The organism is Acinetobacter sp. ANC 3781 (assembly GCF_004331285.1).
In the GTDB taxonomy this organism is placed as follows: domain Bacteria; phylum Pseudomonadota; class Gammaproteobacteria; order Pseudomonadales; family Moraxellaceae; genus Acinetobacter.
This window is the reverse complement of record NZ_SJOH01000014.1, coordinates 68,356-88,319: the sequence shown is the minus strand read 5'-3', so window position 1 is coordinate 88,319 and position 19,964 is coordinate 68,356. Positions and strand designations below refer to the sequence as shown.

General features: G+C 41.9%; 23 protein-coding genes. 22 read left to right on the top strand and 1 reads right to left on the bottom strand.

What is annotated here, in order from left to right; genetic code table 11:
• The first annotated feature begins 3 nt into the window (after positions 1 to 3).
• From E0H89_RS11340 to E0H89_RS11310, 8 genes are all read left to right on the top strand, one after another.
• Positions 4 to 1,077, top strand: a complete 1,074-nt coding sequence (locus E0H89_RS11340; RefSeq protein ID WP_131217146.1) for a major capsid protein — start codon at positions 4 to 6, stop codon at positions 1,075 to 1,077.
• Positions 1,078 to 1,087: 10 nt separating this feature from the next.
• Complete coding sequence (locus E0H89_RS11335; protein WP_131217144.1) at positions 1,088 to 1,426, top strand: hypothetical protein; 339 nt, start codon at positions 1,088 to 1,090, stop codon at positions 1,424 to 1,426.
• Positions 1,427 to 1,433: 7 nt separating this feature from the next.
• The gene (locus E0H89_RS11330) at positions 1,434 to 1,877 is read left to right on the top strand and encodes a DUF1320 domain-containing protein (RefSeq protein WP_131217142.1); all 444 of its coding nucleotides are present in this window, start codon (positions 1,434 to 1,436) and stop codon (positions 1,875 to 1,877) included.
• 7 nt (positions 1,878 to 1,884) lie between these two features.
• A complete protein-coding gene (locus tag E0H89_RS11325) occupies positions 1,885 to 2,382 on the top strand; it encodes a phage virion morphogenesis protein (RefSeq protein ID WP_131217140.1) in 498 nt (165 codons plus the stop codon).
• Complete coding sequence (locus E0H89_RS11320; protein WP_131217137.1) at positions 2,357 to 2,779, top strand: phage tail terminator protein; 423 nt, start codon at positions 2,357 to 2,359, stop codon at positions 2,777 to 2,779. Before E0H89_RS11325 ends, E0H89_RS11320 begins: the two co-directional genes overlap by 26 nt.
• Before the next feature lie 9 nt (positions 2,780 to 2,788).
• Complete coding sequence (locus tag E0H89_RS16460) at positions 2,789 to 2,962, top strand: hypothetical protein (RefSeq protein WP_165494046.1); 174 nt, start codon at positions 2,789 to 2,791, stop codon at positions 2,960 to 2,962.
• Entirely contained in the window at positions 2,962 to 3,720 is a 759-nt protein-coding gene (locus tag E0H89_RS11315) for a phage tail tube protein (RefSeq protein WP_131217135.1), read from the top strand. The genes E0H89_RS16460 and E0H89_RS11315 overlap by 1 nt, the downstream gene beginning before the upstream one ends.
• Before the next feature lie 661 nt (positions 3,721 to 4,381).
• Positions 4,382 to 4,720, top strand: coding sequence for a hypothetical protein (locus E0H89_RS11310; RefSeq protein ID WP_131217133.1), 339 nt, complete (start codon positions 4,382 to 4,384; stop codon positions 4,718 to 4,720).
• Between the two features lie 43 nt (positions 4,721 to 4,763).
• Here the strand turns inward: E0H89_RS11310 and E0H89_RS16455 are convergent, their stop codons facing one another.
• Positions 4,764 to 4,925, bottom strand: a complete 162-nt coding sequence (locus tag E0H89_RS16455) for a hypothetical protein (protein WP_165494045.1) — start codon at positions 4,923 to 4,925, stop codon at positions 4,764 to 4,766.
• A gap of 293 nt (positions 4,926 to 5,218) precedes the next feature.
• Between E0H89_RS16455 and E0H89_RS16925 the strand changes: the two genes are divergently transcribed.
• The 14 genes from E0H89_RS16925 to E0H89_RS11235 all read left to right on the top strand — a co-directional run bounded on the left by E0H89_RS16925 (position 5,219) and on the right by E0H89_RS11235 (position 19,931).
• Positions 5,219 to 5,299, top strand: a complete 81-nt coding sequence (locus E0H89_RS16925) for a YHYH domain-containing protein (protein ID WP_350417026.1) — start codon at positions 5,219 to 5,221, stop codon at positions 5,297 to 5,299.
• 57 nt (positions 5,300 to 5,356) lie between these two features.
• Complete coding sequence (locus E0H89_RS11300; RefSeq protein ID WP_131217130.1) at positions 5,357 to 5,920, top strand: hypothetical protein; 564 nt, start codon at positions 5,357 to 5,359, stop codon at positions 5,918 to 5,920.
• Positions 5,921 to 6,078: 158 nt separating this feature from the next.
• Complete coding sequence (locus E0H89_RS11295) at positions 6,079 to 9,609, top strand: tape measure protein (protein ID WP_131217128.1); 3,531 nt, start codon at positions 6,079 to 6,081, stop codon at positions 9,607 to 9,609.
• Entirely contained in the window at positions 9,606 to 10,025 is a 420-nt protein-coding gene (locus E0H89_RS11290) for a hypothetical protein (protein ID WP_131217126.1), read from the top strand. The genes E0H89_RS11295 and E0H89_RS11290 overlap by 4 nt, the downstream gene beginning before the upstream one ends.
• The gene (locus E0H89_RS11285; protein WP_131217124.1) at positions 10,015 to 11,979 is read left to right on the top strand and encodes a hypothetical protein; all 1,965 of its coding nucleotides are present in this window, start codon (positions 10,015 to 10,017) and stop codon (positions 11,977 to 11,979) included. The genes E0H89_RS11290 and E0H89_RS11285 overlap by 11 nt, the downstream gene beginning before the upstream one ends.
• A gap of 9 nt (positions 11,980 to 11,988) precedes the next feature.
• Positions 11,989 to 13,605, top strand: coding sequence for a hypothetical protein (locus E0H89_RS11280; RefSeq protein ID WP_131217121.1), 1,617 nt, complete (start codon positions 11,989 to 11,991; stop codon positions 13,603 to 13,605).
• Between the two features lie 52 nt (positions 13,606 to 13,657).
• Positions 13,658 to 14,935, top strand: a complete 1,278-nt coding sequence (locus E0H89_RS11275; RefSeq protein WP_131217119.1) for a hypothetical protein — start codon at positions 13,658 to 13,660, stop codon at positions 14,933 to 14,935.
• Positions 14,932 to 15,228 (top strand): hypothetical protein, encoded by a 297-nt coding sequence (locus E0H89_RS11270; protein ID WP_131217117.1) that lies wholly within the window; start codon positions 14,932 to 14,934, stop codon positions 15,226 to 15,228. Before E0H89_RS11275 ends, E0H89_RS11270 begins: the two co-directional genes overlap by 4 nt.
• The gene (locus E0H89_RS11265) at positions 15,225 to 15,611 is read left to right on the top strand and encodes a hypothetical protein (protein WP_131217115.1); all 387 of its coding nucleotides are present in this window, start codon (positions 15,225 to 15,227) and stop codon (positions 15,609 to 15,611) included. Before E0H89_RS11270 ends, E0H89_RS11265 begins: the two co-directional genes overlap by 4 nt.
• A gap of 17 nt (positions 15,612 to 15,628) precedes the next feature.
• A complete protein-coding gene (locus E0H89_RS11260; protein WP_131217113.1) occupies positions 15,629 to 17,716 on the top strand; it encodes a hypothetical protein in 2,088 nt (695 codons plus the stop codon).
• A complete protein-coding gene (locus tag E0H89_RS11255) occupies positions 17,709 to 17,942 on the top strand; it encodes a hypothetical protein (RefSeq protein ID WP_131217111.1) in 234 nt (77 codons plus the stop codon). Before E0H89_RS11260 ends, E0H89_RS11255 begins: the two co-directional genes overlap by 8 nt.
• 459 nt (positions 17,943 to 18,401) lie before the next feature.
• Positions 18,402 to 18,974: a coiled-coil domain-containing protein gene (locus E0H89_RS11245; RefSeq protein ID WP_131217109.1), complete on the top strand. Its 573-nt coding sequence runs from the start codon at positions 18,402 to 18,404 to the stop codon at positions 18,972 to 18,974.
• Positions 18,958 to 19,215, top strand: coding sequence for a DUF7940 domain-containing protein (locus E0H89_RS11240; RefSeq protein WP_131217107.1), 258 nt, complete (start codon positions 18,958 to 18,960; stop codon positions 19,213 to 19,215). Before E0H89_RS11245 ends, E0H89_RS11240 begins: the two co-directional genes overlap by 17 nt.
• Positions 19,212 to 19,931 (top strand): N-acetylmuramidase family protein, encoded by a 720-nt coding sequence (locus E0H89_RS11235; protein ID WP_250697863.1) that lies wholly within the window; start codon positions 19,212 to 19,214, stop codon positions 19,929 to 19,931. Before E0H89_RS11240 ends, E0H89_RS11235 begins: the two co-directional genes overlap by 4 nt.
• Positions 19,932 to 19,964: the final 33 nt, after the last annotated feature.

Sequence of the window (19,964 nt, the reverse complement as noted above, 5' to 3'; positions counted from 1 at the left end):
GACATGAGTCAAACTTTTACATTTCAAAATGCACCCGTTGAATTGCTGGATGTGCCACAACTGGTGCTGCTGACCGATACCACCCAGAAGGTTGATACCTGGTTAATGGATCGCTTTTTCCCTCAGCGCGTGTCCTACACTAAAAAAGAAGTTCCTGTTGGTGAGTTGAATACAGCGACTCCACTTGCACCGTTTGTAACTCCAACTGCCGCGGGTCGACAGATTAAAGTGGGTGAGTCTGGCAACGTGAAATTCGTAAAGCCGGCTTACTTAAAACCAATGATGACTGTTATGCCAAGTGAAGTGCAGAACACAGCACTTATTGCACGCTTACGTCAATTTGGGGTAATTGCAACTGGTTCAAATCGTTTGTCTGATGCAGATCTGTTGTTAATTGATCAGGCTCAAAAAGCTTTATATCTGCGTCAGTCAATTGAAAACCGGAAGCTACTAATTGCGCGTGACGTGCTTCTATACGGTAAAACCACTTTTGCTTCAGCTGACTTCCCGATGTATGAAGTGGATTATGAGCGTAATCCAGCGTGTAACTACGCACCATTAATCAAATGGGGACAATTTGGCGCTACACCTGTTAAAGATATTCAATCAATGATTGACTTATCTATTGAACATTCTGGTACATCACCAATCATGGCTTTAACTACATCTAAGGTGTACAACACACTGATTAAAGATCCAGAGTTCAAAGAAAAATTCATTGCCCCATATGCAGGTATTAGCGTTCCACTGACTCCAACTTTCGACCAGGCCGACAAGCCTCAATTCCGTGGCACAGTGGACAATATTGAAATCTGGACTTATGACGTCAGTCACAATATGGGTGGCACATCTGATCGTTTTATCCCTGAAGACTTCTTTGGTCTTGTTTCGGATGCTAATGGATGGATCGCACATTGTGCATTGCAAAATGTTGAAGCGTTTGGCCAGGCTTTAGAATTCTATTTGGGCCAGTGGCAAGAAAAGAACCCTTCAAGCATTCAATTGCTTGCCGAATCTTCTCCACTTGCTGTTCCGAATAACAAAAACGGTTTAGTCGGCGGTCGCGGATTCGTTTAAGGAGAAATACATGCCAAAGTACATTGCAAAACAATCGATTGGACACTTTCGTCCAGGTCAGGAAATAGAAGGGCTTGAAGCTAAACAACTTCAGGCCCTTTTAGCATCTGGAGCTATTGAAGAATATCAAGAGCCGAAAGATGTTAAAGAGGATGGAACCGCTGCACGTTTAGCTGAGCTTGAAAAGGCTAATGCTGAGCTGACGGCAGCAAACAAGCTGATGACTGAGGAAAAGGTCAAATCAGATCAGATTAATGCTGAACTGAAGGCAAAGATTGCTGAGCTTGAAAAGGCAAAGCCTGCCGCTAAACCTAAAGCAGATTCAAAACCTGCTGATGAAACCAAGTAGGTGATCTATGTACGCGACTAAAACTGATTTGGTCGCTCGATTTGGTCAAAACATTCTTAACATTGCACAGATGTTTCCTGCTGATGTTCCAGATCCATTAGAAACATCTTTGCAGGATGCCTGTGAAGAGGTGGATGGATATTTAGCAGTGCGTTACCCATTACCCTTACCAAATGTGCCCAATAATTTGAAGCGACTAGTGTGCGATATAGCGCGTTATAAACTCCATTTTGAAGCAGCACCTGAGGTGGTTGAACTACGCTATAAGGTGGCGATAGATTTCTTGAAGGGAGTGCGTGATGGTAAAAACTCACTGGCAATTCTAGATACTAGTAACCAAATCAGCGATGACCAACCCAAAGGCAGACCATCAACAGCGCCAATCGGTACTTCATACACCGGTGGCGTATTTGGTGATTCTATCCTGGATCAGATGCCAAGCATGAAGTGAGGTATTTATGGCTTTTGCAATAACCATTCAAGCTGATAGTTCACCAATTGAAGCAGTGCTTAAGCAGTTAGGTAGCTTTGATAGCTTGAAAGATCGATTATTTGATGAAATTGGTCAAGCAATGGTTGTGTCAACTCAAGAGCGCTTTCTTTGGCAACGTGATGTTGATGGCAATCCTTGGAAAATCTCTTGGCGTGCTCGCCTGCAAGGGGGGGAGACTGGTCGTAAGGATGGGCATCTAGTAAACGGTATGAGCCACAACGTTCTTAACAATGGTGTGGAATGGGGTGCTAATCAAACCTATGCACATGTTTTTCATTACGGTGCTCACATCACTCCTAAAAACGGACAGTACATTACTTTTGCTGTTGGTGGTCAATTTCGAAAGGTAAAAGAGGTCAATATCCCCTCAAGAACTTTTCTAGGTATTGATGCCGAGGATGAAGCTTCAATTCTTAATATTGTGGGGAGTTTTATAGATGAGCACCTTCTTCGCGGTGCGTGATGAAATTGCAGAAAAGCTGAAAGAGATTCCAGAATTTCTAAAAATTTACACACCACTTAACTCGGTCAGCACGACTGAGATGTCACAGATTACACCATCAGCTCACGTCAACTTTGTGCGTATCGATAAAAAATCCAGTGCTGGTAAGGGTGCTATGAACCAGATCGGCCAGCAATGGGCAGTTACAGTGGCTTGTCGGAATGCTCAATCACAGATGACAGATGGACGAGCTGTAAGTGATGAGGCGGGCCTTTTAACTGAAAAGGTTATTGAACTGCTTTCAGGTTGGAAGCCTGAAGGATCACGTAAAGAATTGGAATTTATCTCAGTTCGGGATGGTTACAGTCCCGGCTTTGCTTACATCACTATTATTTTCGAATCTCAAAAACTCATTTAGGAGCCAATCATGGCGAAACAATACACGGCAACTCGGCCTGTCGGTCGCTTCAAAAAAGGCGATGTAGTCGGTGGGCTAAGTGATGCCCAAATTAAGAAATTACTGACTGATGGCACAATTCAGGAAGCACCTGAAATAAAAATTGCTGCTCCAGCCAAGAAAATCACAGGGGATGAAAAGTAATGGCTAAAAAGAACTATATCTCTCTGCAAGGTAAGTTTTACTTATCTGAGATTGTGAATGGCATCGCCGGTGCTATGCGTCAACTTGGTAACGTACCTGAGTTTGAATTGGAAATTGGTGCTGATGTTATTGAGCATAAAGAATCAATGACTGGTAAGCGTACCACTGACTTCACCATGATCAATGCGACCTCAGTTAATTTCTCGGGGCAACTCGAAGAAGTTAATCCAGAAAACATGGAATATATTCTCTCTGGTATGACACATGCCGTACCAACAAAAACAGAAGCTGATGTGTCTCTGGGTACTGTGGTTGCAGGTGAAGAAATCAAGCTGGATGGTTATAACTTAAAAACGGTTTCATTCAAGGATTCAACCAGTGGTACGCCTAAAACGGTTAGCGTTGAAGATTACACATTGGATGCTAAATTCGGTACTGTTATTTTTAATGATGTGGCTGATCTCACCATGCCGATTCTTGCGAGTTATACGACTGGTGCAGTAACACATACCACACTAGCATCCGACTTTGAAAAAGAGTATGAGCTCTTCTTTAAAGGGATTAATACTGCGAACGGTGAGCATGTGGCTGTAACACTATGGCGTACTAAAAAATCACCAGAAACGACGTTCCCATTGATTCATGAAGAATTAGGACAATATGAAATTTCAGGTCAGGCTTTATCGGATGTGACGAAAGAAGCAGATCCGGCATTAGGTCTCTATGGTCATGTAGTGACGATTCCAGCAGCGGTCTAACCCATACAGGCACAAAGAACCCCACAGGCGCATGAGCGTCTTTTTTTGTGCCTGTTTAGCCTAAATAATATTTTTATCGATGAGAGTCGGAAACGGCTGGAGAGTCGGGTGAAAAACCATCTTAGGGTGGTTTTTTATCTAAAAATTATTTAAAAATAATAAGTTGTTTGCTTTTGTAACAGTAGTTAGGTATCTTGTGAACCTATACATATGATAGTGAATAAATGCGAATATATAACTCTACAACAATTGCTCTAACATTTTTAATTTTTGGGATGATAATTATTTCCCACCTACAAAGAACTATTACAACTATTCCGATTTAATCTGACATATATTTGTATAAGTTATGACCACCGAAAGGTGGTTTTTTTAATGCTTGAAATTTGTCATAATTTTTTACTTGTTCCATTTATTTAGTATTGATAACAATTCTTATGATGATGTATAAAATTAGAACAATAAAAAGCAGGAGGGAATCATAATGAATACAGTAGAAATGCTCGTAACATCGTCTTCAGCTCTTGCTCTGATGTTGGTTATTCACCAATTTGGGCAAATGTTTAATTAGTGTAAACATAACTCTACAAAACCATTCTTCGGAGTGGTTTTTTTATGTGAAAAATAAAGGTAAGGTGGGTCATTAAGAAAAGGAAGGACTATGAAGAGGGAAATTTTACTGTTACTTGCAATGGGTATGGCAAGTTGCAGCAAAGTTGATGCAGATAATCAAATATCCGATCTTGGAGTGGTAGAAGAAAAGCAACAAGAGGATTCTAGAGAATTTCTTAGAAAATCATTACCAGGCCCAGATTTAGTAATATTTCGAAATCAAGTAGGGGGGTGTGGGGAAGTTAATTACATAAAAAAGCGCGATACCTACACTGGCTTTAAGCGTTTCATTATGGTAGATCAGAATATAGTTCTTATAGAAGGTTTTACCGATCCGGAAAACTTTGAGTTTGCATGGAAGAACACGTGCAAGCGAAGATGGAGTTAGTTTATTTAGCTCTAAAAAAAGCCCTCTATTTGAGGGCTCAAATTTATTCATTCGGTGCTTTAGATTGATTATCTTGTTGGTAATCCAATGCAGCCTGTTGTGCCTCTGCAGCGGCAGTGGCTTCGGGTGGGATTTCTTCTGCAATAGCTACTGTACCAGTGAAGCCAAATATGGTCAGTAATAGAATTTTTGAATACTTTTTCATCTGAATTTCCTCTACGTTTCTAAAACTTAAATCCAGTGTAAAGTGATAAATTAATTTAGTGCGTATGAGCAATGTCTGTAAATGTAAGATAATTAAGAATTAGAGCGGCATCTTATAAGATTTATGTAAGAACACTTATCTAATGATTTTTTTAGTTAATTTGGTTAAAGATTGGTTATTTAAAAAGTTTGATAAATAACCTATTTCAGCTATAAATGAATCTCATACATTAATATGTAGGGGGTATTTTGGACAAGATTATAGCTTTAGTACTTTTGACTTTAGTTACAACTATGGCTTATTCACACAGTGGCAGGACAGCAAGCGATGGCTGTCACAATGAAAGAAGCACTGGCGAAAGACATTGTCATTAAATAAAAGCACCTTCGGGTGCTTTTTTAATACCTGAAATTTATACCTGAGATATAACCATGAATGATTTTTTTCTAGCAACGAATCGAAGTATCAAGCTTCAAGACATCGAAGTTCGTCAGATCCAAATGAAAGACTTTGATATCTGGGCTACACATGCAGAACCGCTTAAAAACTTCATCAAAGACCAAAATCATTCAGATATGATTTTGACAGAGCTATTCAAAGTTCATGGCGTTCAGGTCATTTCAACAATTGCATGTGTTACTGAACTGGATAATGAATTACTGGTCGAACTTGCTGTTGATGAGCAGGGTTTTAAAGAATTGCTCAAAGCTGTGCTTCTGGTCAACCAGGCTTATTTTAAATACGAAAAGCCAAAGCGTGGAGCCAAGAAGCAAACCGCTGAATCAACATGGTTCGATTCATTCCAGTACTTAATCAGTGCTGGCCATCGTCCTGATGACATTATGAATATGACATATGGTGCATTTGATCAATACTTAAAATCAGCGCAAAAAGACCATAAGAATAAACTGCAGTATTTATCGAGTGTGATTCGATCAGCACATCATGCCAATGCCAAAGAGTTTAAAAAGTTCTTTGAGGAATTGAGGGAATAAGATGAATGTAACTCTTATCAAATGATTAGATATTCTCTTTGAAAATAGTATTTTAACCTTGATATAAGAGTAAAAAGATAAGCATCCTAGGATGCTTTTTAAAACTAAACTCAACCACCTTTCGGTGGTTTTTTTATGCCTGAAATTTAGAGGTCAGTATGTCTGGTAAAAATCTAACATTTAAATTAATTCTGGATGGTGACAGTAAAGGCCTCGTTGCGGCAGCAAAACAATCAGAATCGACTGTCAAAGCAGTATTTAATGCTATTAAGTCTGAATCAGATAAGTTAAAACAGGCTACTGAATCAGTTTCTAAAGAAATTGGTAACATTGTTCCAAAGGGCACAAGTGAACTAGCAGACAAACTTACTCAGTCATTGAGTGCTGCTACTGGAATTATTAAAAATGCCGGTGACAATGCTAAATCTACTGCAGGTAACTTTACAGATTTTGGCAATAAGGCTGAAAAAGCCTTAAGCCAACTTAACACTGATTTAACTCACGCTAAGCAAAAACTTCAGGAATTTGCATCAACAAATGCATCACCAGCGGATATCGAGAAAGCTAAAGCGCAAGTTGATCAATTAGAAAAAGAAGTTCAACAAGCTGATCAAGCATTTAATAATTTTCATGCAGAAGTAGGTAAAGCCAATACAAAGTTAAATGAAACTGATAGTGCTGCACAAACAGCTCAAAAAGGGATTAATGGTGCAAAGTTTGCTGTAACGGCACTTGTTGGTGCTATGGCTACGCTTGGTATTGGTTTGGGTATTCGTGAACTTGCTCAAGCAGCCGATTCATACACAAATCTTTCCACTCGTATCAGTATTGCAACGAGTGAAGGTGGAAATTTCCAGCAGGCAATCGCAGGTGTCCATCAGGTAGCACTGGCAACAAATTCAAGCCTTGATGCTACCGGTAATCTTTTTACAAAGATTAATGATACTGGTAAAGAAATGGGGATGACGCAACAACAAGCGTTAGATCTCACCAGAACAATTAACCAGGCAATTCAAATCGGTGGTGGTTCAGCGCAAGCAAGTGAAGCTGCAGTGCAGCAATTTATCCAAGCATTGCAGTCTGGTGTTCTTCGTGGAGATGAATTTAACTCCATCATGGAGCAAGCGCCGGGTCTAACCAGTGCCATGGCCAAAGGGCTTGGGGTGACTACCGGTGAACTCCGGAAGATGGCTGAGAATGGTGAATTAGGTGCTGAACGTTTAGTTAAGGCTCTTCAGTCTCAAGCGAGTGAGGTTCAAAAAACCTATGATAAATTCCCAACTACCATCAGCAATGCCTTACAAAAGATTGCAACACAATGGCAAATTCTTATTGGTGAAATGGATCAAGCTAATGGGTCAAGTGCAACTGTGGCAAATGCATTATCAATAATTGCTGATAATTTAAGGATTCTAAAGTTATTTTTTGATGATGTAGCTGCCGGAGTTGGTTGGTTCCAAGATAAGTTATCTGAGGTTGATCCTTCTACAATTGAAGCATTGAGTAGCACTTTGTCAGCGGTCTATGACACTGTGAAAAGTTTAATTTCCAATTTGGCTGGAATCGCAGAAACAGCATGGAGTGCTTTTACATCAACTTTGGATGCTATTGCACCTCTATTTAATGCCATTCTAAATGGTAAAGAAGATGTAAGTGGCTTAACGACTCTATTTAATGTTTTTAAAATTGCTCTAGGCGTAGTTTCAGATGCAGCTACAGGTCTAAATATTGCGCTTAAATTACTTCTTGCTGGAATTCAATTTATTTCAGGCGGTATTTATTCACTTAGCGCATCCGTACTTGATTTTCTCGGATTTGATGCGTTGGCTGCACAAGCTCAAAATGCATCTGATGCTTTATTTAGACAAGCTGAAAAAAATGCTTCTGAAGCAAATAGGCTTGCACTTGAAAGCAAAGGGGCAACAAAGGCAGCTCTTGAGGATATACGAAAAACTGAGGATGAAAAAAATCAGGAACGTATAGTAAGTAGTCAACAAACCCTTGATCAATTAAAAGCCCAGGAAGAAAAACATAAGGCTGATTACAAGGCGATAAGTGATGAGCGCATTCAAGCCGAACAACAGCTTTTTGATGCGCGCAAATCTGGCAATCAAGCTGCAATCGATTTAGCCGTAAAAGGTCTTGCTGAGATAGATGCAAAGGAAAAGGCTTATCAGGCTGAAAGTCAAAAAATTACTGAAGCTAAAATCCAAGCTGCACAAGTTGTAGCTAGTGCAATGATTAAGTCTGCAGATGCTGCAGGTATGGCGCAACTCAAAGTACTAAATGTTCAACTAGCAGCACAGGGTTTGCAAGCTGAATTTGATAGCACTGGGAAGGTTATCGTAAAAGCCATGGATGACGGTGCAAAAGCTACCGAAAACCAAGGCAATGCCACAGATAAAGCTCGAAAAGCTGCTACTGCGTTAGGGCTGGATTTGGATGTTTCTTTAAATAGAGTTTCAGAGAAATTTAAAGCAGGTGAAGCCAATGTTAATAGTTTTGTAGCTGGTTTAGAAGGCCTGGGAGTTACGGGTAAACAGGCCGGTGATGTTACTTATGAAGCATGGTTAAAATGGCTAGAAGCAGCTAAAAGCCAAGCTGAAATTGATGCTGCCAAAGCTAAGCTTCAGGAGTTTGGTGACCAAGGCCAGATTTCCACATCTCAAGTTGAACAAGGCTTGATTGCAATTAAGCTTCAAGCGCAAAAACTACCTGATGATATTGATCCTGTTACTGAGGCTTTTAAGCGTCTTGGAATTGAAACTAAAGCAAATTTAAAACTTGCAGCTCAACAAGCATTAATGGACTACATCACAATTCGTGACAGTGGCAAAGCTACTGCTGAAGGGGTTGAGAATGCTTATCGGAAAGCAGCACAAGCAGCCGCAGCTTCGGGTGATGCTGGTGTGGTGGCATCGACAAATGCAGCCAATGCTGGTCGTAATCTTGAAGTTCAAATCGATAGCACAGGTAAAGCTGTTGTCAAGACTATGGATGAATGGTCTAAATCCAACGATCGTGTAAGAAACTCGGCTGAAAGAATCGGCGATGGATATCGTCATGCAGGCCAAATCGCACGTGAAGAAGCCAAATCATCGACAGAGGCATGGCGTGATGCGGTTGCAGCTGCTTCCAAACAGTTTGACGCTGAAATGAAACGGCAGAGTAAATCACTCAGCAATGGTATCTATAACTATAACTCTTACAGTAAAGCTGATGTTTTATCACAGCTTAAAAGTAAGGGTTATAGCGATAAAGAGGCTGAAAAACTTGCTGGCACTATTTGGTCTGAGGCGATGGCAGCAGATCGCGCTGCTAAAGAGGACGGTTTGGGTAAAGATGGCAACCTGGGAATAAAAGCACTAATTAATCAAGAGTTCGATGCAGCTGCTGCTAAAGGTTTAACCACTCAATGGGGAACCAACAAAATTAATGACCTTCTTCGCCAGATGACGGCCAGCAATCTTGTTTCAACAGGCCCTTCAACCAAACCGGTTGATATAAACAGCCTTGCACCTAATGTAAGTGCGCCAGTTGCAAGCCCAACTACAACCAATGCATCCAAAGACGTTAATTACAACATTAGCTTTGGTGGTCAGACGCTTTCATTGTCAGGATCAGCAGAACAGGAATCAGCAATGAATCAACTGATCAAACAACTTAAAACACAGGCGAAATCAACATGAAGCTCGTTCGCTTAGCAACATCAGAGACCGTCCCACTAGAGGACGGTTTTTTATGGCCTGATGAATTCTCATGGAAGGCCATTGAGCAGAATCAAGGCTATGCCATCGATGGCACTTTGCATATTCAGGAAGGTAAAAAGAAGTCCGGTCGCCCAATTACTTTGCAGCCGGCAAACACCAGTATGGGGTGGATCAAGCTGCGTGAATTACGGACTGTTTTAGAGTGGTCCAAGCTGCAGGATGAGAATTTTAAACTCCAGTTTGAGCAGCCTCATGACAACCGGCAATTTACAGTCAAATTCAACCATCAGGATGGCGCTTTAGAGGCTGATCCGGTGAAAGGGATTCCAGCGGTATCACTGGATGATTATTACAACGTGACCTTGCGCTTTACGGAGTTAAACGATGGCGATTGAAACCAAAGATTTAGTGATTTACAAGTCTGAACGCTTGACGGATAACTCGGATGGTGGTGGTAAATATTCTGGTGTCGTGGTTCAAGATGGGATCAGCAATAACCTGTTTAATGATGTTTCAGAGATGGATGGGACCATGGGGGATGTCTCCATGCGCAAGATCTTTCCAGCGGTCACGACTGAAGATACTGATTTACTGATGGGTACAACGGTATTTATCTCTGAACTACCGAAGAATCCAAACGTCTCAGCACTGCTTTTCAGTACCAAGAACTGGACCGATGAACGTCAGTCTGCCCAGAACCGGTTAGAGAACTATCTGGCTAAAGGCGGGCAGATTGCCGGTACACCACTGGATACCCATTGGCAGGGCATGTCATCACTGCAAGTGGCGATGTTTCCACAAGAAACTGAAAGCTCTGTAGGTGACACCATTGTGCTGATTAGTGATGAGGGCAAGGTTTTAGAGCATGAACAGTATGTTCGTATCACTAAGGTTGAAACACGTACTGCCATTATGGTTATTGACGGCAAAAATGTTGAGTATAAGATTGCCACCTATTCCTTAAATGATGCCTTGGAAGTTGATTTTGTAGGGTTGTCTGCTCGTCAGTGGTACAACGGTGAGAAATCCAAGACCATCATCCGCGATACCATTGTTGCTGATACCGGCCTGTACTATTCATCTACTGCGTTGGCTTCTGATGCTGGTGTGGGTGAGTTTACAGTCAATGCCAAAAGTATCTTTGCCCAACTGATTCCATCGGCTCAGACTGAAACCCCGATCATTGACGTCAATGCTGCCGGTGAAAGTGTAGTACTGGTGGCAGGTAACAATGGCACGATTACGGCCAACTATCCGAATATGGTGATTGGTGTGAGCCAAAATCTGTATATCGGCTCTGCGGTGATTCCGTCTAGTGTCGCTTTCACATTGCAAGGTCAGCAGATTACGGATCAGGGCGGATTGCTCAAAAATACTCAAGGCACGCAGGTCGGAACGATTGATTATCAGCGTGGACTAATTCAGTGGACTGCAGCGGCTCCGACCGGAACTATGAGCTTAAATATCGCATTTAAGCCGGCAGCTGCACCGAACCAGTATTACCAAAGTGATGCCATTCCGGTCACTCAGAATAATCAAGGTACCAACTGGACCGGCGTTTTAGTTCCGATTCCTGCACCGGGTAGCCTTTCTATTTCATATATGTCGCAAGGCAAGTTCTATGAACTTAAAGATGATGGCTCAGGTCAGTTAAAGGCTGCCAGCCCATCCTTTGGTTCAGGCATGATCAATTATGAAACCGGTTCATGGTTACTCACTACGGGCGCTTTACCTGATGTGGATACACCGATTCTACTGAACTGGGGTACACCGATTGTCACTTTCGTGCGCTCTAATTTAAGTGTTGAAAAAGCTGCGTTTGATTTTGATCTAGGGCAAACCGGTATTGCACCTGGGGTGACTGTGAACTGGCTGCTGGAAGGTGAAGCAAAAACAGCAATTAGTAATGCACAAGGTAAATTTACCGGGGATGCCACAGGTGATATCAACTACGCCACCGGTATTGGCAAGATCATTCCAGGCAAACTGCCGCAAAAAGGCACAGTCTTTTCGGTGATCTATAACTATGGCGCCTCGCTTGAGCAGACCAAGATGGATGTTGCACCCGATGCTAATCAGAAACTCAGCTTTACGATTGGAACAGGTGCAGCAATTCAGTCCAATAGTATTGAGTTAAAAGTTCCTGTTCAAAGTAGTGAAGGGATTACAGGAACCGTGACGCTGACGGATGTACCAGTGAATTCTACGATTGGCAACCTGGTAAATGAGCGTGGTCAGGTACAGGGCACAATCACCTATGCCACAGGTGCGGTTGAAGTTACACCACAAGGTACGGCAAATACATTCGTACCAATCTATATAACCACAGCCGTCTACGGAACTGCATAGCGAGGAAATATGTCTTTTTATTCTCCACAAACATCCAGCATTCGGGGTGAACAGGTCGAACTTAGAGCCTATAGTGCCGTTGATGTGCAAGTGAAATACCGTGATACCTCAGGCTCGAATTCAGCAACGCATACGGTGACGGCTAATAAACTCAAGCTGGATTTGTCATCGGGCTTTGACGAGCAAATTTTAACTGGTTCAGCCCGATTCAAAGTGGGCGTTGATACCTTTCTAGATCGCACCGGTTTGCTATATCGAAACGTGAATCCTGCAAATAACACCGGAATTCAGTCTGGTGTGATCCAGTATGGTACCGGTATTGTTGAAATCGACTCATGGACACCGAATGCAGATAATACCATTGCTTTGGAATCCTTAACCACAACCACTGACTTATTGCCGGTTAATAAAATCAGTTTTAGAACACCGATTATGCCAATCCGCCCACAATCTTTAACCGTGGTGGTGGGTACGCTTGAATATGGTCAGCTTACACTGACAGCTGATGAAAATGGCGTAATTGAAACCAGTCGGGCGCATGGACAGGTGAACTGGGAAAATGGTTTTGTCACGATTTACTTCTACACCAAAACCAAAATCACTGAAGCCAACCGATCAGGGATTGAGGCAAACGACTGGTATGATCCGCTGCTGGAATACCAGGAAGGAATAGACACTTATATCAATATTCCGGTCTGGGTAGATGCTTCATCGGTACGCTATAACGCAGTGGCTTACACCTATATTCCGCTAGATTCGGAAATCTTAGGTCTGTCTGCTACTCGATTGCCGATTGATGGCCGGGTGCCGATTTTTCGGGTTGGTGGTATCGGGATTGTCAGCTCAAGCAAAGCACAAGAGTTACCTAGTGCAATTGCGGGAACTGCGTACGATCTGAATGATCAGCGTATTTCATGGGCTGAACTTGAGGATGTCAATGGAACGAAAGTACCTTTTGATTTGTACGTGGTTGATTATGATTATGGTCGCGTGACGCTCGGTGGTGATTTTACTTTAGGCAATCTGGTTGCACCTTTGGTGGTGAAATATCGCTATCAAGATATGGGGCTGATCCGTGATGTGCAGATCAATGGACAGCTGACATTCACCAAGCCACTGACGCATAACTATGATGCAGTGGATACTATTGTTGGATCTGCTTTAGTGATTGGTGATATGCAGGCGCGTTATACACGGAAGTTTGTGCAAGGCTCATGGAGTGGGGAGTGGGCGGATGAGCCAATAGGTGCAACCATCCCGTCGAATTACAACGATGCACTATATCCGATTCAGGTCACCAATAAGGGCGCCATTCAGGAGCGCTGGTATATCCAGTTTACTGATACGCAGTCATTCCGCTGCATTGGTGAATATTCTGGCCAGATCGTTACAGGTACCACCAATGCGGACTATGCGCCGATCAACCCGGCCACTGGTGTGCCGTACTTCATCATTAAGAAAGAAGGTTGGGGGGCAGGTTGGGCCAATGGTAACGTCCTGCGATTTAATACCATTGCCGCCACTTATCCGGTATGGGTTATTCGCACCGTAAAACAGTCTGAGCCCACAGTGCTGTCAGATCAGTTCCAGATCATGCTACGTGGTGACATTGATCGTATTGTTTAAAATTTAAATCAACTATGGCCGCTAATAGCGGTCTTTTTATGGATATTCGATCATGGCGACAGATGTAGATGTTCAATATTTTAGCCACTTAAATGGTTTAACCCTTGGTAATAATTGGGGTGATTTGATTCGCTTGCTTGATAATACCTTGGTGACCGGTATTGATTTTACCCAAATTACAGCAGCATCGATTGGTGCTCAAGGTGATGTTCATATCACATTGTATGCAGCACATAAGGCTATGCTGTTCCAGGTGGTAGAGCTATCAGGTTTCACTCCCGCTTCACTCAATCAAAAGTACCGTATCAAAGGGGTGCCAAATACCACACAATTAATTCTTAAACCTAAGTTAGATATTGCTGAGCGCGCAATTACCACAACTGGTGCAGGCAAACTTGCATCACTCGGCTATGATATTATTTTCCGTGATTTAAATGATGTTAAGCGGGTCTATCGTGCGAAAAACCCCACGGCACAGCATCCTTTTATTCGTGTTGATGAGAGCCTAACAAGTCCAGATGGCGTCACTGGGATATATGGTTCTAGCTATGCAAAATATGGCATGGTTGGTCTGCTTGAGCGCATGGATCATATCGATGATTACGAAAATCCGGATGTACTTCAGCTGCCATTTGATCCGGCAAATCCTTCAAAAAACTGGAAAATTACGGGTACAGGCACAGGTGCTGCAAGAGGGTGGAGCCGATGGTATTTTGGGACTAACAATGAGCCCTATTCAGGTTCATCGGGTACTAGCGGAGGCTCAAGTGGTGCAAGGAAATTCACGCTGTTTGGAAATGTTGATTGTTTTTATTTAAACAGGTCAACTACTCCAAATAGTCAGTACAAATATATTTCTGGGGCTGGTTTATTTAACGAATCTATAGATTCCAGCGTAATTCCAAGTTGGTTTTTAATGACTTATATGAGTCTTGCTAACGCTGGTCAATCTATTAATCCTGTTGACATACAGGGCGGTGAACCTTTTTCTTGGAATCCTAATACAGGATCATTTTTTACTTTAACATACAATCCCACATCCAGATTATCTCAGCATACAGCAAGCACACCCATCACCCCTGATTTTTCAACCGGTATGAGCGCACTATACTCTGGTTCTGAATTAGCAGCAGTAGAGATTCCTTTTTTTGATGCGGCCAAACGCCTAAGAGGATCTTTAAAGCACATTTTTTATTGTGGCGATAAACACAATATTAATAAAACAGAAACCACACCCATACTGAGTGACAACTCCATGTTTGTTTACGATAGTTTGGATTTGGCTGGCAACTACGGAGGTGTTTATTTTTACGTGGGAGTGCTTGAATGAAACCTGTTTCAAGAAGAGTAAAACACTCATCGAGCCTTTTTCAGAATTTAATCACAGGGCCTGTAGTTGCAAAAATTACAGGGTCGGTAAATAAGCTTGGTCAGCAGTATCAAAATGCCACTGTTGTGCTTTATAACAAAGCCAACTTGCAACCCATCGCAGTAAAAAGGCCAGATCGAAACGGTAACTACAGTTTTTTAGGTTTAAATACTAAATTGAAAACATTTATCGTGGCTTTTGATCAAAATCAACAATTCAATGCAGTCATCCAAGATAACATGGTGCCCAAATGAGTAAAACATCAGTTAATGCTCGGCTTGCCATGATTCAAGCCTTTGCAGGTTTCATGGATAGCGGTAGTCAGAGTGCTACCGCTATTTTTTATGAGGATGTGCAGCCTGCCAGCCCATTAGTCGCAGCAGATTCGAATAATGCCTTGGTCACACTTACATTTCCTGAGCCCTGTATTAAAGAGGTCACAGCCACTTATGTAGAGCTCCATCCAACCGACACGGCAACGGTGATCAAAACCGGTACTGCAACTTGGGCACGAATCTACAATGGTGCTGGTGAAGTGGCTGCCGATCTGGTCGTAGGTGCTGATATTACTTTGGCCAATACCAATCTTGCATTGGGTGGCACAATCTCCATCACTTCGATAAAACTCAGACCTTAAATTAAAAGGGTGCTCATGTGGATTTTAAAAATAAGCTCGGCACCGTTGATGCTCACAATACAAACCTGAATTTTAAGTCTGAAAATACCGATAGTCACAACATCATTTTGAATTTTGAACATCTAGCCGATGGTTCAACCAATCTCAATTTCGGTGATGATGTTTCGGCTGCAATCAATACGGTACTTAATACTGAGTTTTCATTTGAAGTCACAGCAGTCTATGCAGATAGCGGTGCAAATACTGCTGTCATAGACATGGTGATCGACACTGAGTTCGGTTTTAATGTCGTCGCTGAATTTAGTGAAAACACTGATGTTACTGGTCAGATCGATACGGTTTTAGATACCGTTTTTAGTTTTGAAATCGAAGCAGTATTTAGCGAAAACCTCTGTATCATTGATGCGGTTTTAGATGCTGAATTTCAATTTGAGGTTAAAGCGCTATTCGATATCAATCATCTGATGGGGGTGTCTTACGGGTTTAAGATGCGATATCAGAAAGCGATCGTATGTCTGAGTACCACAGAAATACCATGGGCCAAGCCAATTTTAAGAGTTTCGAATGAGGCTCTTTTTTATGATCAGTGCTTGGTGATTTCCAAGCAAGTAGATGTTTGGCATGAGCAGGCCGGGTCACTAAATCGGGTTATCAGATCGCTACATGAACAGGCAACCGGTTTAAATTCTGATGCATACATTATCTGGGAAGAAGGCGATAAGCGCTTTATTCATCAGCGCTATCTGCATGAAGAATCAATCAAATTGAGACATAACCGGGAAACGGTTTGGCAGGAGATGATCCGTCGGCGTAAGACGCTTACTTACTCGCATGAAGTAGGGCAAGTGTTTGAGCACCGCTTTTCATTTAAGTGGGATAAAAGCCTTGAGATTGTCACCAAGTCAAATTTACCTTGGGATAAAGCCAAAGCGATTCATTACCGTAAGCACCCCATTCAACTTTGGCCAAAACCTGAAATACCTAAATATGAAGGCACCGGTGATTTAAATTTCATCTGCCTATGTCATAACGTTGATCCGCACAATGTTATTTTAAATTTTGGTGCAGATGACTGTATTCCAGCACTGCCGAAACGAAACTGGTGGTATATCGTGAATACATTAACAGCCGAGCGACTGGATACCGGCGAGAAAATTAAAGTTATAGAGGGTACCTACAGTACCAGTCGATCACAGTGGTGCTGGACTTACTCAATCACGGTCGCTCATACTGAAAAAGAAAAGCTGCAGCCGATTAACAATCAGCCGGTAATTCTCAAGATCATGATCAATGGATTTGAACATCATATTCTGCTTGAAGATCCTGAAGAGACCCGACGCTTTGCCAGCGTGCTCTACACTTATCCGGGTCGCAGCACTACTGCACTCAATTCTGATAAGTACGCACCTTCACGCTCATTTATTCAGGATAACGAGCGAACCTCTGTGCAACTGGTTCAGGCTGAACTGGATCGGGCACAATCAAATACCACTTTGGATTGGAAACTGATTGACGATCTAGGTTGGATCGTAGAAAAAGAGAGTCTGAGCTATACAGAACTTGCACCGATTGATGCAATTAAACAGGTAGTGGATGCCGGTGGTGGTTTTATCTATAGTCAGAAAGAAGGCAATACATTGTCTATTTTACCCCGGTACCTAAAAGGTTATTGGGATGGGATGACCGTTAATGACTACGATATTTTGCTATCTGAAAGCATGGTCATGCAGCAGAACATCAAACAGAACGATGAATACATTGCTGACTTTAATGCCATTACTGTAGTGAATAGCCGAAACGGTGAAAGCTTAAAAGTACAGCAGCGTGGAACTTCAGGTGATGTGCCACTTGAATCAGCTACCGGCCCATTGTTTAACGTTGTATCGGGTGCCAGTTACGGAAAAAATGAATTGGTAAAAGCGAATATTCAGGAGTTGCACACCTTTTCGGATATTCCGGTAAGCTTCGATATTGGCGAGATGCTACCAGGTAAAACCATTGCTTTTAATGGTCAGTGGTGGGGTGTTATTGATGGGGTGAGTGGCAGCTTTTCCCATGCAAAAGTAAATGAAACCATTACAGTGGAGCGTATCAGCCGTGACTAATCCTTTATTTGAATTACGAAAGCTTTTAAATCCAACCCATGCAGAGTATATCGGCACCATTACATCAGTAAAGTATCCGGAATACCGGGTGCAGATTGATGGTGGATCTGGTCCAGTGCTGTGCACATCCGGTACAGCCTATAATTTAGGTGCCCGAGTTTTTATTGCCAATCAAGTCATTTTGCGACCTGCGCCAAGTGGATCGCATTCAGAAATAGAAGTCTAAACTCAATCAAACAACAGCACCTTCGGGTGCTTTTTTATTACCAAAATTTAGGAGATAGAACGGTCATTATAAAAAAGCAACTTGATACATGCTTTTGGTATTTATTGTGATGTAATTATCATAATATTATTGTAACGAGTGTTGTGTAGTCATACAATTGTCATATTAAGTAACTATTGAGATTTTAAGTGAATACGATTTTATGGGATGGGGAAAATATCTTTCCAGAAAAAATTGAATCCTTCAAAAAGTTCTTAAGAAAGTATTTAACTTCGGTTAGTCGCATAGAGCTTTTACAAGACACACAATTTCATTATGATCCTGAAAGTGATGAATTTCTAAATTCTGAGATCCAAGAATATTATTACTTATGGTCTATTACTTAGAACATATTTAAAAATCTGCATAACTTATACCGCCTAATAGGCGGTTTTTTATTGCCAAAATTTAGGGGGCGGCATGTCCAATGACTACACAACTGATCCACCGATAGCAACAGCAGGGCAGTTGATCGCTATTTCAGACAAGATTAACGATCTCGGCAAAAACTTGGAAAAATTGGCTGAGATGCCTCAAAAGCTTGACCGCATGAATATGCAGCTTGAGCAATTAAATAAAGAGCATCAGCAGACGCGAAATGACCTAACGCAGACTCGCGACAATTTACAGGATGAACTTGATCGAGCAAAGTCAAATTTTAAAAGCGACTTGAAGCAAATCCGCCAGGATACTGAAGTAAAGCATAAAGAGGTTGATCTTCAAATCCGAATACTAAGTGAAAGTAAAACAAAGATTGATAACACCACCAACATTGTGCGCTGGGGTGGGATTGCTTTACTTGGTGCCTTGGGAGTCGCATGGAATACCCAAACTGGTAAAACCGATACTATGACCACTCGATCCATGGAAAACACTCAAAAAATCCAAGTTCTTGAAAAGCAGTCTGATCAATCACTTCGAACTTTAGAAGAAATCCGCAACAAACTTTATGAACGCAATTACAGAGAGAGTGCTAATGAAATTAGTAGATAATGCCCGACAGTGGTATAAATTCTGGTCCATTCGATTAAGCGCTTTAGGCGCTTTTTTATTGTCTGCGTGGTTTGCATATGGTAGTGAAATTACTGCATGGTGGATGATTCATGCCGCTGATTATTTCTCTTTCTTGTCACCGCAAACGATAAAGTGGGTGGGCTTAATCCTCGTAATCACAGGGCAGTTGGCTCGGCTGGTGAAACAACCTCAATTGGTTAAAGATGGTGGTGATCAATGAAACAAATTTTTGAATTCTTGCGCAAGATTAGCGGTGGAAAGCTCACTAAAAAGCAGGTTGAAGCTGCCGATAAGTTAATTGCAACCGCCTACGATGATGTTGCTGGAATGCTTGGCATCGCTATAGACGTAATGAGTAAAAAAATCACCAACGATCAAATTGTTGCTCAAGCAAAATTACTCGGTATTGAAGTTGCGGCCTTAAAAGCAGTAATGGAAGTGGAGTGCAAAGGATCAGGATTCAATACTGATGGCTCGCCGGTTATTCTTTTTGAGCGCCATAAATTCTATGAGGGTCTTCAAGCAATCAACTGGATAACTAAATCCAAAGAATGGTCCAAGTTATATCCAGATCTTTGCAATTCTTCACCAGGTGCTTATGGTAAATTTTCAGAGCAACACAACAAACTAGACCGAGCATCAAAGCTTAATCGCGATGTGGCGCTTGAATCGTGTTCGTGGGGATTGGGTCAAGTGATGGGTTATCACTGGAAGGCACTTGGTTATGCATCACTACAGTCATTCATTGATGCCATGTACAAGGATGAAGCCTCGCAGCTTGACGCAATGTGTCAATACATTAAAGTAAATAACCTTGTGAGTGCTCTTAAAAGCAAGGACTGGAAAGCGTTTGCAAGAGGTTATAACGGTAGAAATTATGCGATCAATAAATATGATGTGAAGTTGGCCAATGCTTATAAGAAAGCCCTCAAGTGAGGGCTGCAGAGTTCAATCAGATAAATTTAGATA

Bases quoted from the DNA above. Each gene is read 5' to 3' on its own strand.
- E0H89_RS11285 (WP_131217124.1), top strand. From the start codon at position 10,015: ATGGCGATTGAAACCAAAGATTTAGTGATTTACAAGTCTGAACGCTTG.
- E0H89_RS11240 (WP_131217107.1), top strand. From the start codon at position 18,958: ATGAAATTAGTAGATAATGCCCGACAGTGGTATAAATTCTGGTCCATT.
- E0H89_RS11310 (WP_131217133.1), top strand. From the start codon at position 4,382: ATGAAGAGGGAAATTTTACTGTTACTTGCAATGGGTATGGCAAGTTGC.
- E0H89_RS16460 (WP_165494046.1), top strand. From the start codon at position 2,789: ATGGCGAAACAATACACGGCAACTCGGCCTGTCGGTCGCTTCAAAAAA.
- E0H89_RS11235 (WP_250697863.1), top strand. From the start codon at position 19,212: ATGAAACAAATTTTTGAATTCTTGCGCAAGATTAGCGGTGGAAAGCTC.
- E0H89_RS11265 (WP_131217115.1), top strand. From the start codon at position 15,225: ATGAGTAAAACATCAGTTAATGCTCGGCTTGCCATGATTCAAGCCTTT.
- E0H89_RS11290 (WP_131217126.1), top strand. From the start codon at position 9,606: ATGAAGCTCGTTCGCTTAGCAACATCAGAGACCGTCCCACTAGAGGAC.
- E0H89_RS11300 (WP_131217130.1), top strand. From the start codon at position 5,357: ATGAATGATTTTTTTCTAGCAACGAATCGAAGTATCAAGCTTCAAGAC.
- E0H89_RS11330 (WP_131217142.1), top strand. From the start codon at position 1,434: ATGTACGCGACTAAAACTGATTTGGTCGCTCGATTTGGTCAAAACATT.
- E0H89_RS11270 (WP_131217117.1), top strand. From the start codon at position 14,932: ATGAAACCTGTTTCAAGAAGAGTAAAACACTCATCGAGCCTTTTTCAG.
- E0H89_RS11315 (WP_131217135.1), top strand. From the start codon at position 2,962: ATGGCTAAAAAGAACTATATCTCTCTGCAAGGTAAGTTTTACTTATCT.
- E0H89_RS11275 (WP_131217119.1), top strand. From the start codon at position 13,658: ATGGCGACAGATGTAGATGTTCAATATTTTAGCCACTTAAATGGTTTA.
- E0H89_RS11325 (WP_131217140.1), top strand. From the start codon at position 1,885: ATGGCTTTTGCAATAACCATTCAAGCTGATAGTTCACCAATTGAAGCA.
- E0H89_RS11295 (WP_131217128.1), top strand. From the start codon at position 6,079: ATGTCTGGTAAAAATCTAACATTTAAATTAATTCTGGATGGTGACAGT.
- E0H89_RS11335 (WP_131217144.1), top strand. From the start codon at position 1,088: ATGCCAAAGTACATTGCAAAACAATCGATTGGACACTTTCGTCCAGGT.
- E0H89_RS16925 (WP_350417026.1), top strand. From the start codon at position 5,219: ATGGCTTATTCACACAGTGGCAGGACAGCAAGCGATGGCTGTCACAAT.
- E0H89_RS11280 (WP_131217121.1), top strand. From the start codon at position 11,989: ATGTCTTTTTATTCTCCACAAACATCCAGCATTCGGGGTGAACAGGTC.
- E0H89_RS11320 (WP_131217137.1), top strand. From the start codon at position 2,357: ATGAGCACCTTCTTCGCGGTGCGTGATGAAATTGCAGAAAAGCTGAAA.
- E0H89_RS16455 (WP_165494045.1), bottom strand. From the start codon at position 4,925: ATGAAAAAGTATTCAAAAATTCTATTACTGACCATATTTGGCTTCACT.
- E0H89_RS11245 (WP_131217109.1), top strand. From the start codon at position 18,402: ATGTCCAATGACTACACAACTGATCCACCGATAGCAACAGCAGGGCAG.
- E0H89_RS11340 (WP_131217146.1), top strand. From the start codon at position 4: ATGAGTCAAACTTTTACATTTCAAAATGCACCCGTTGAATTGCTGGAT.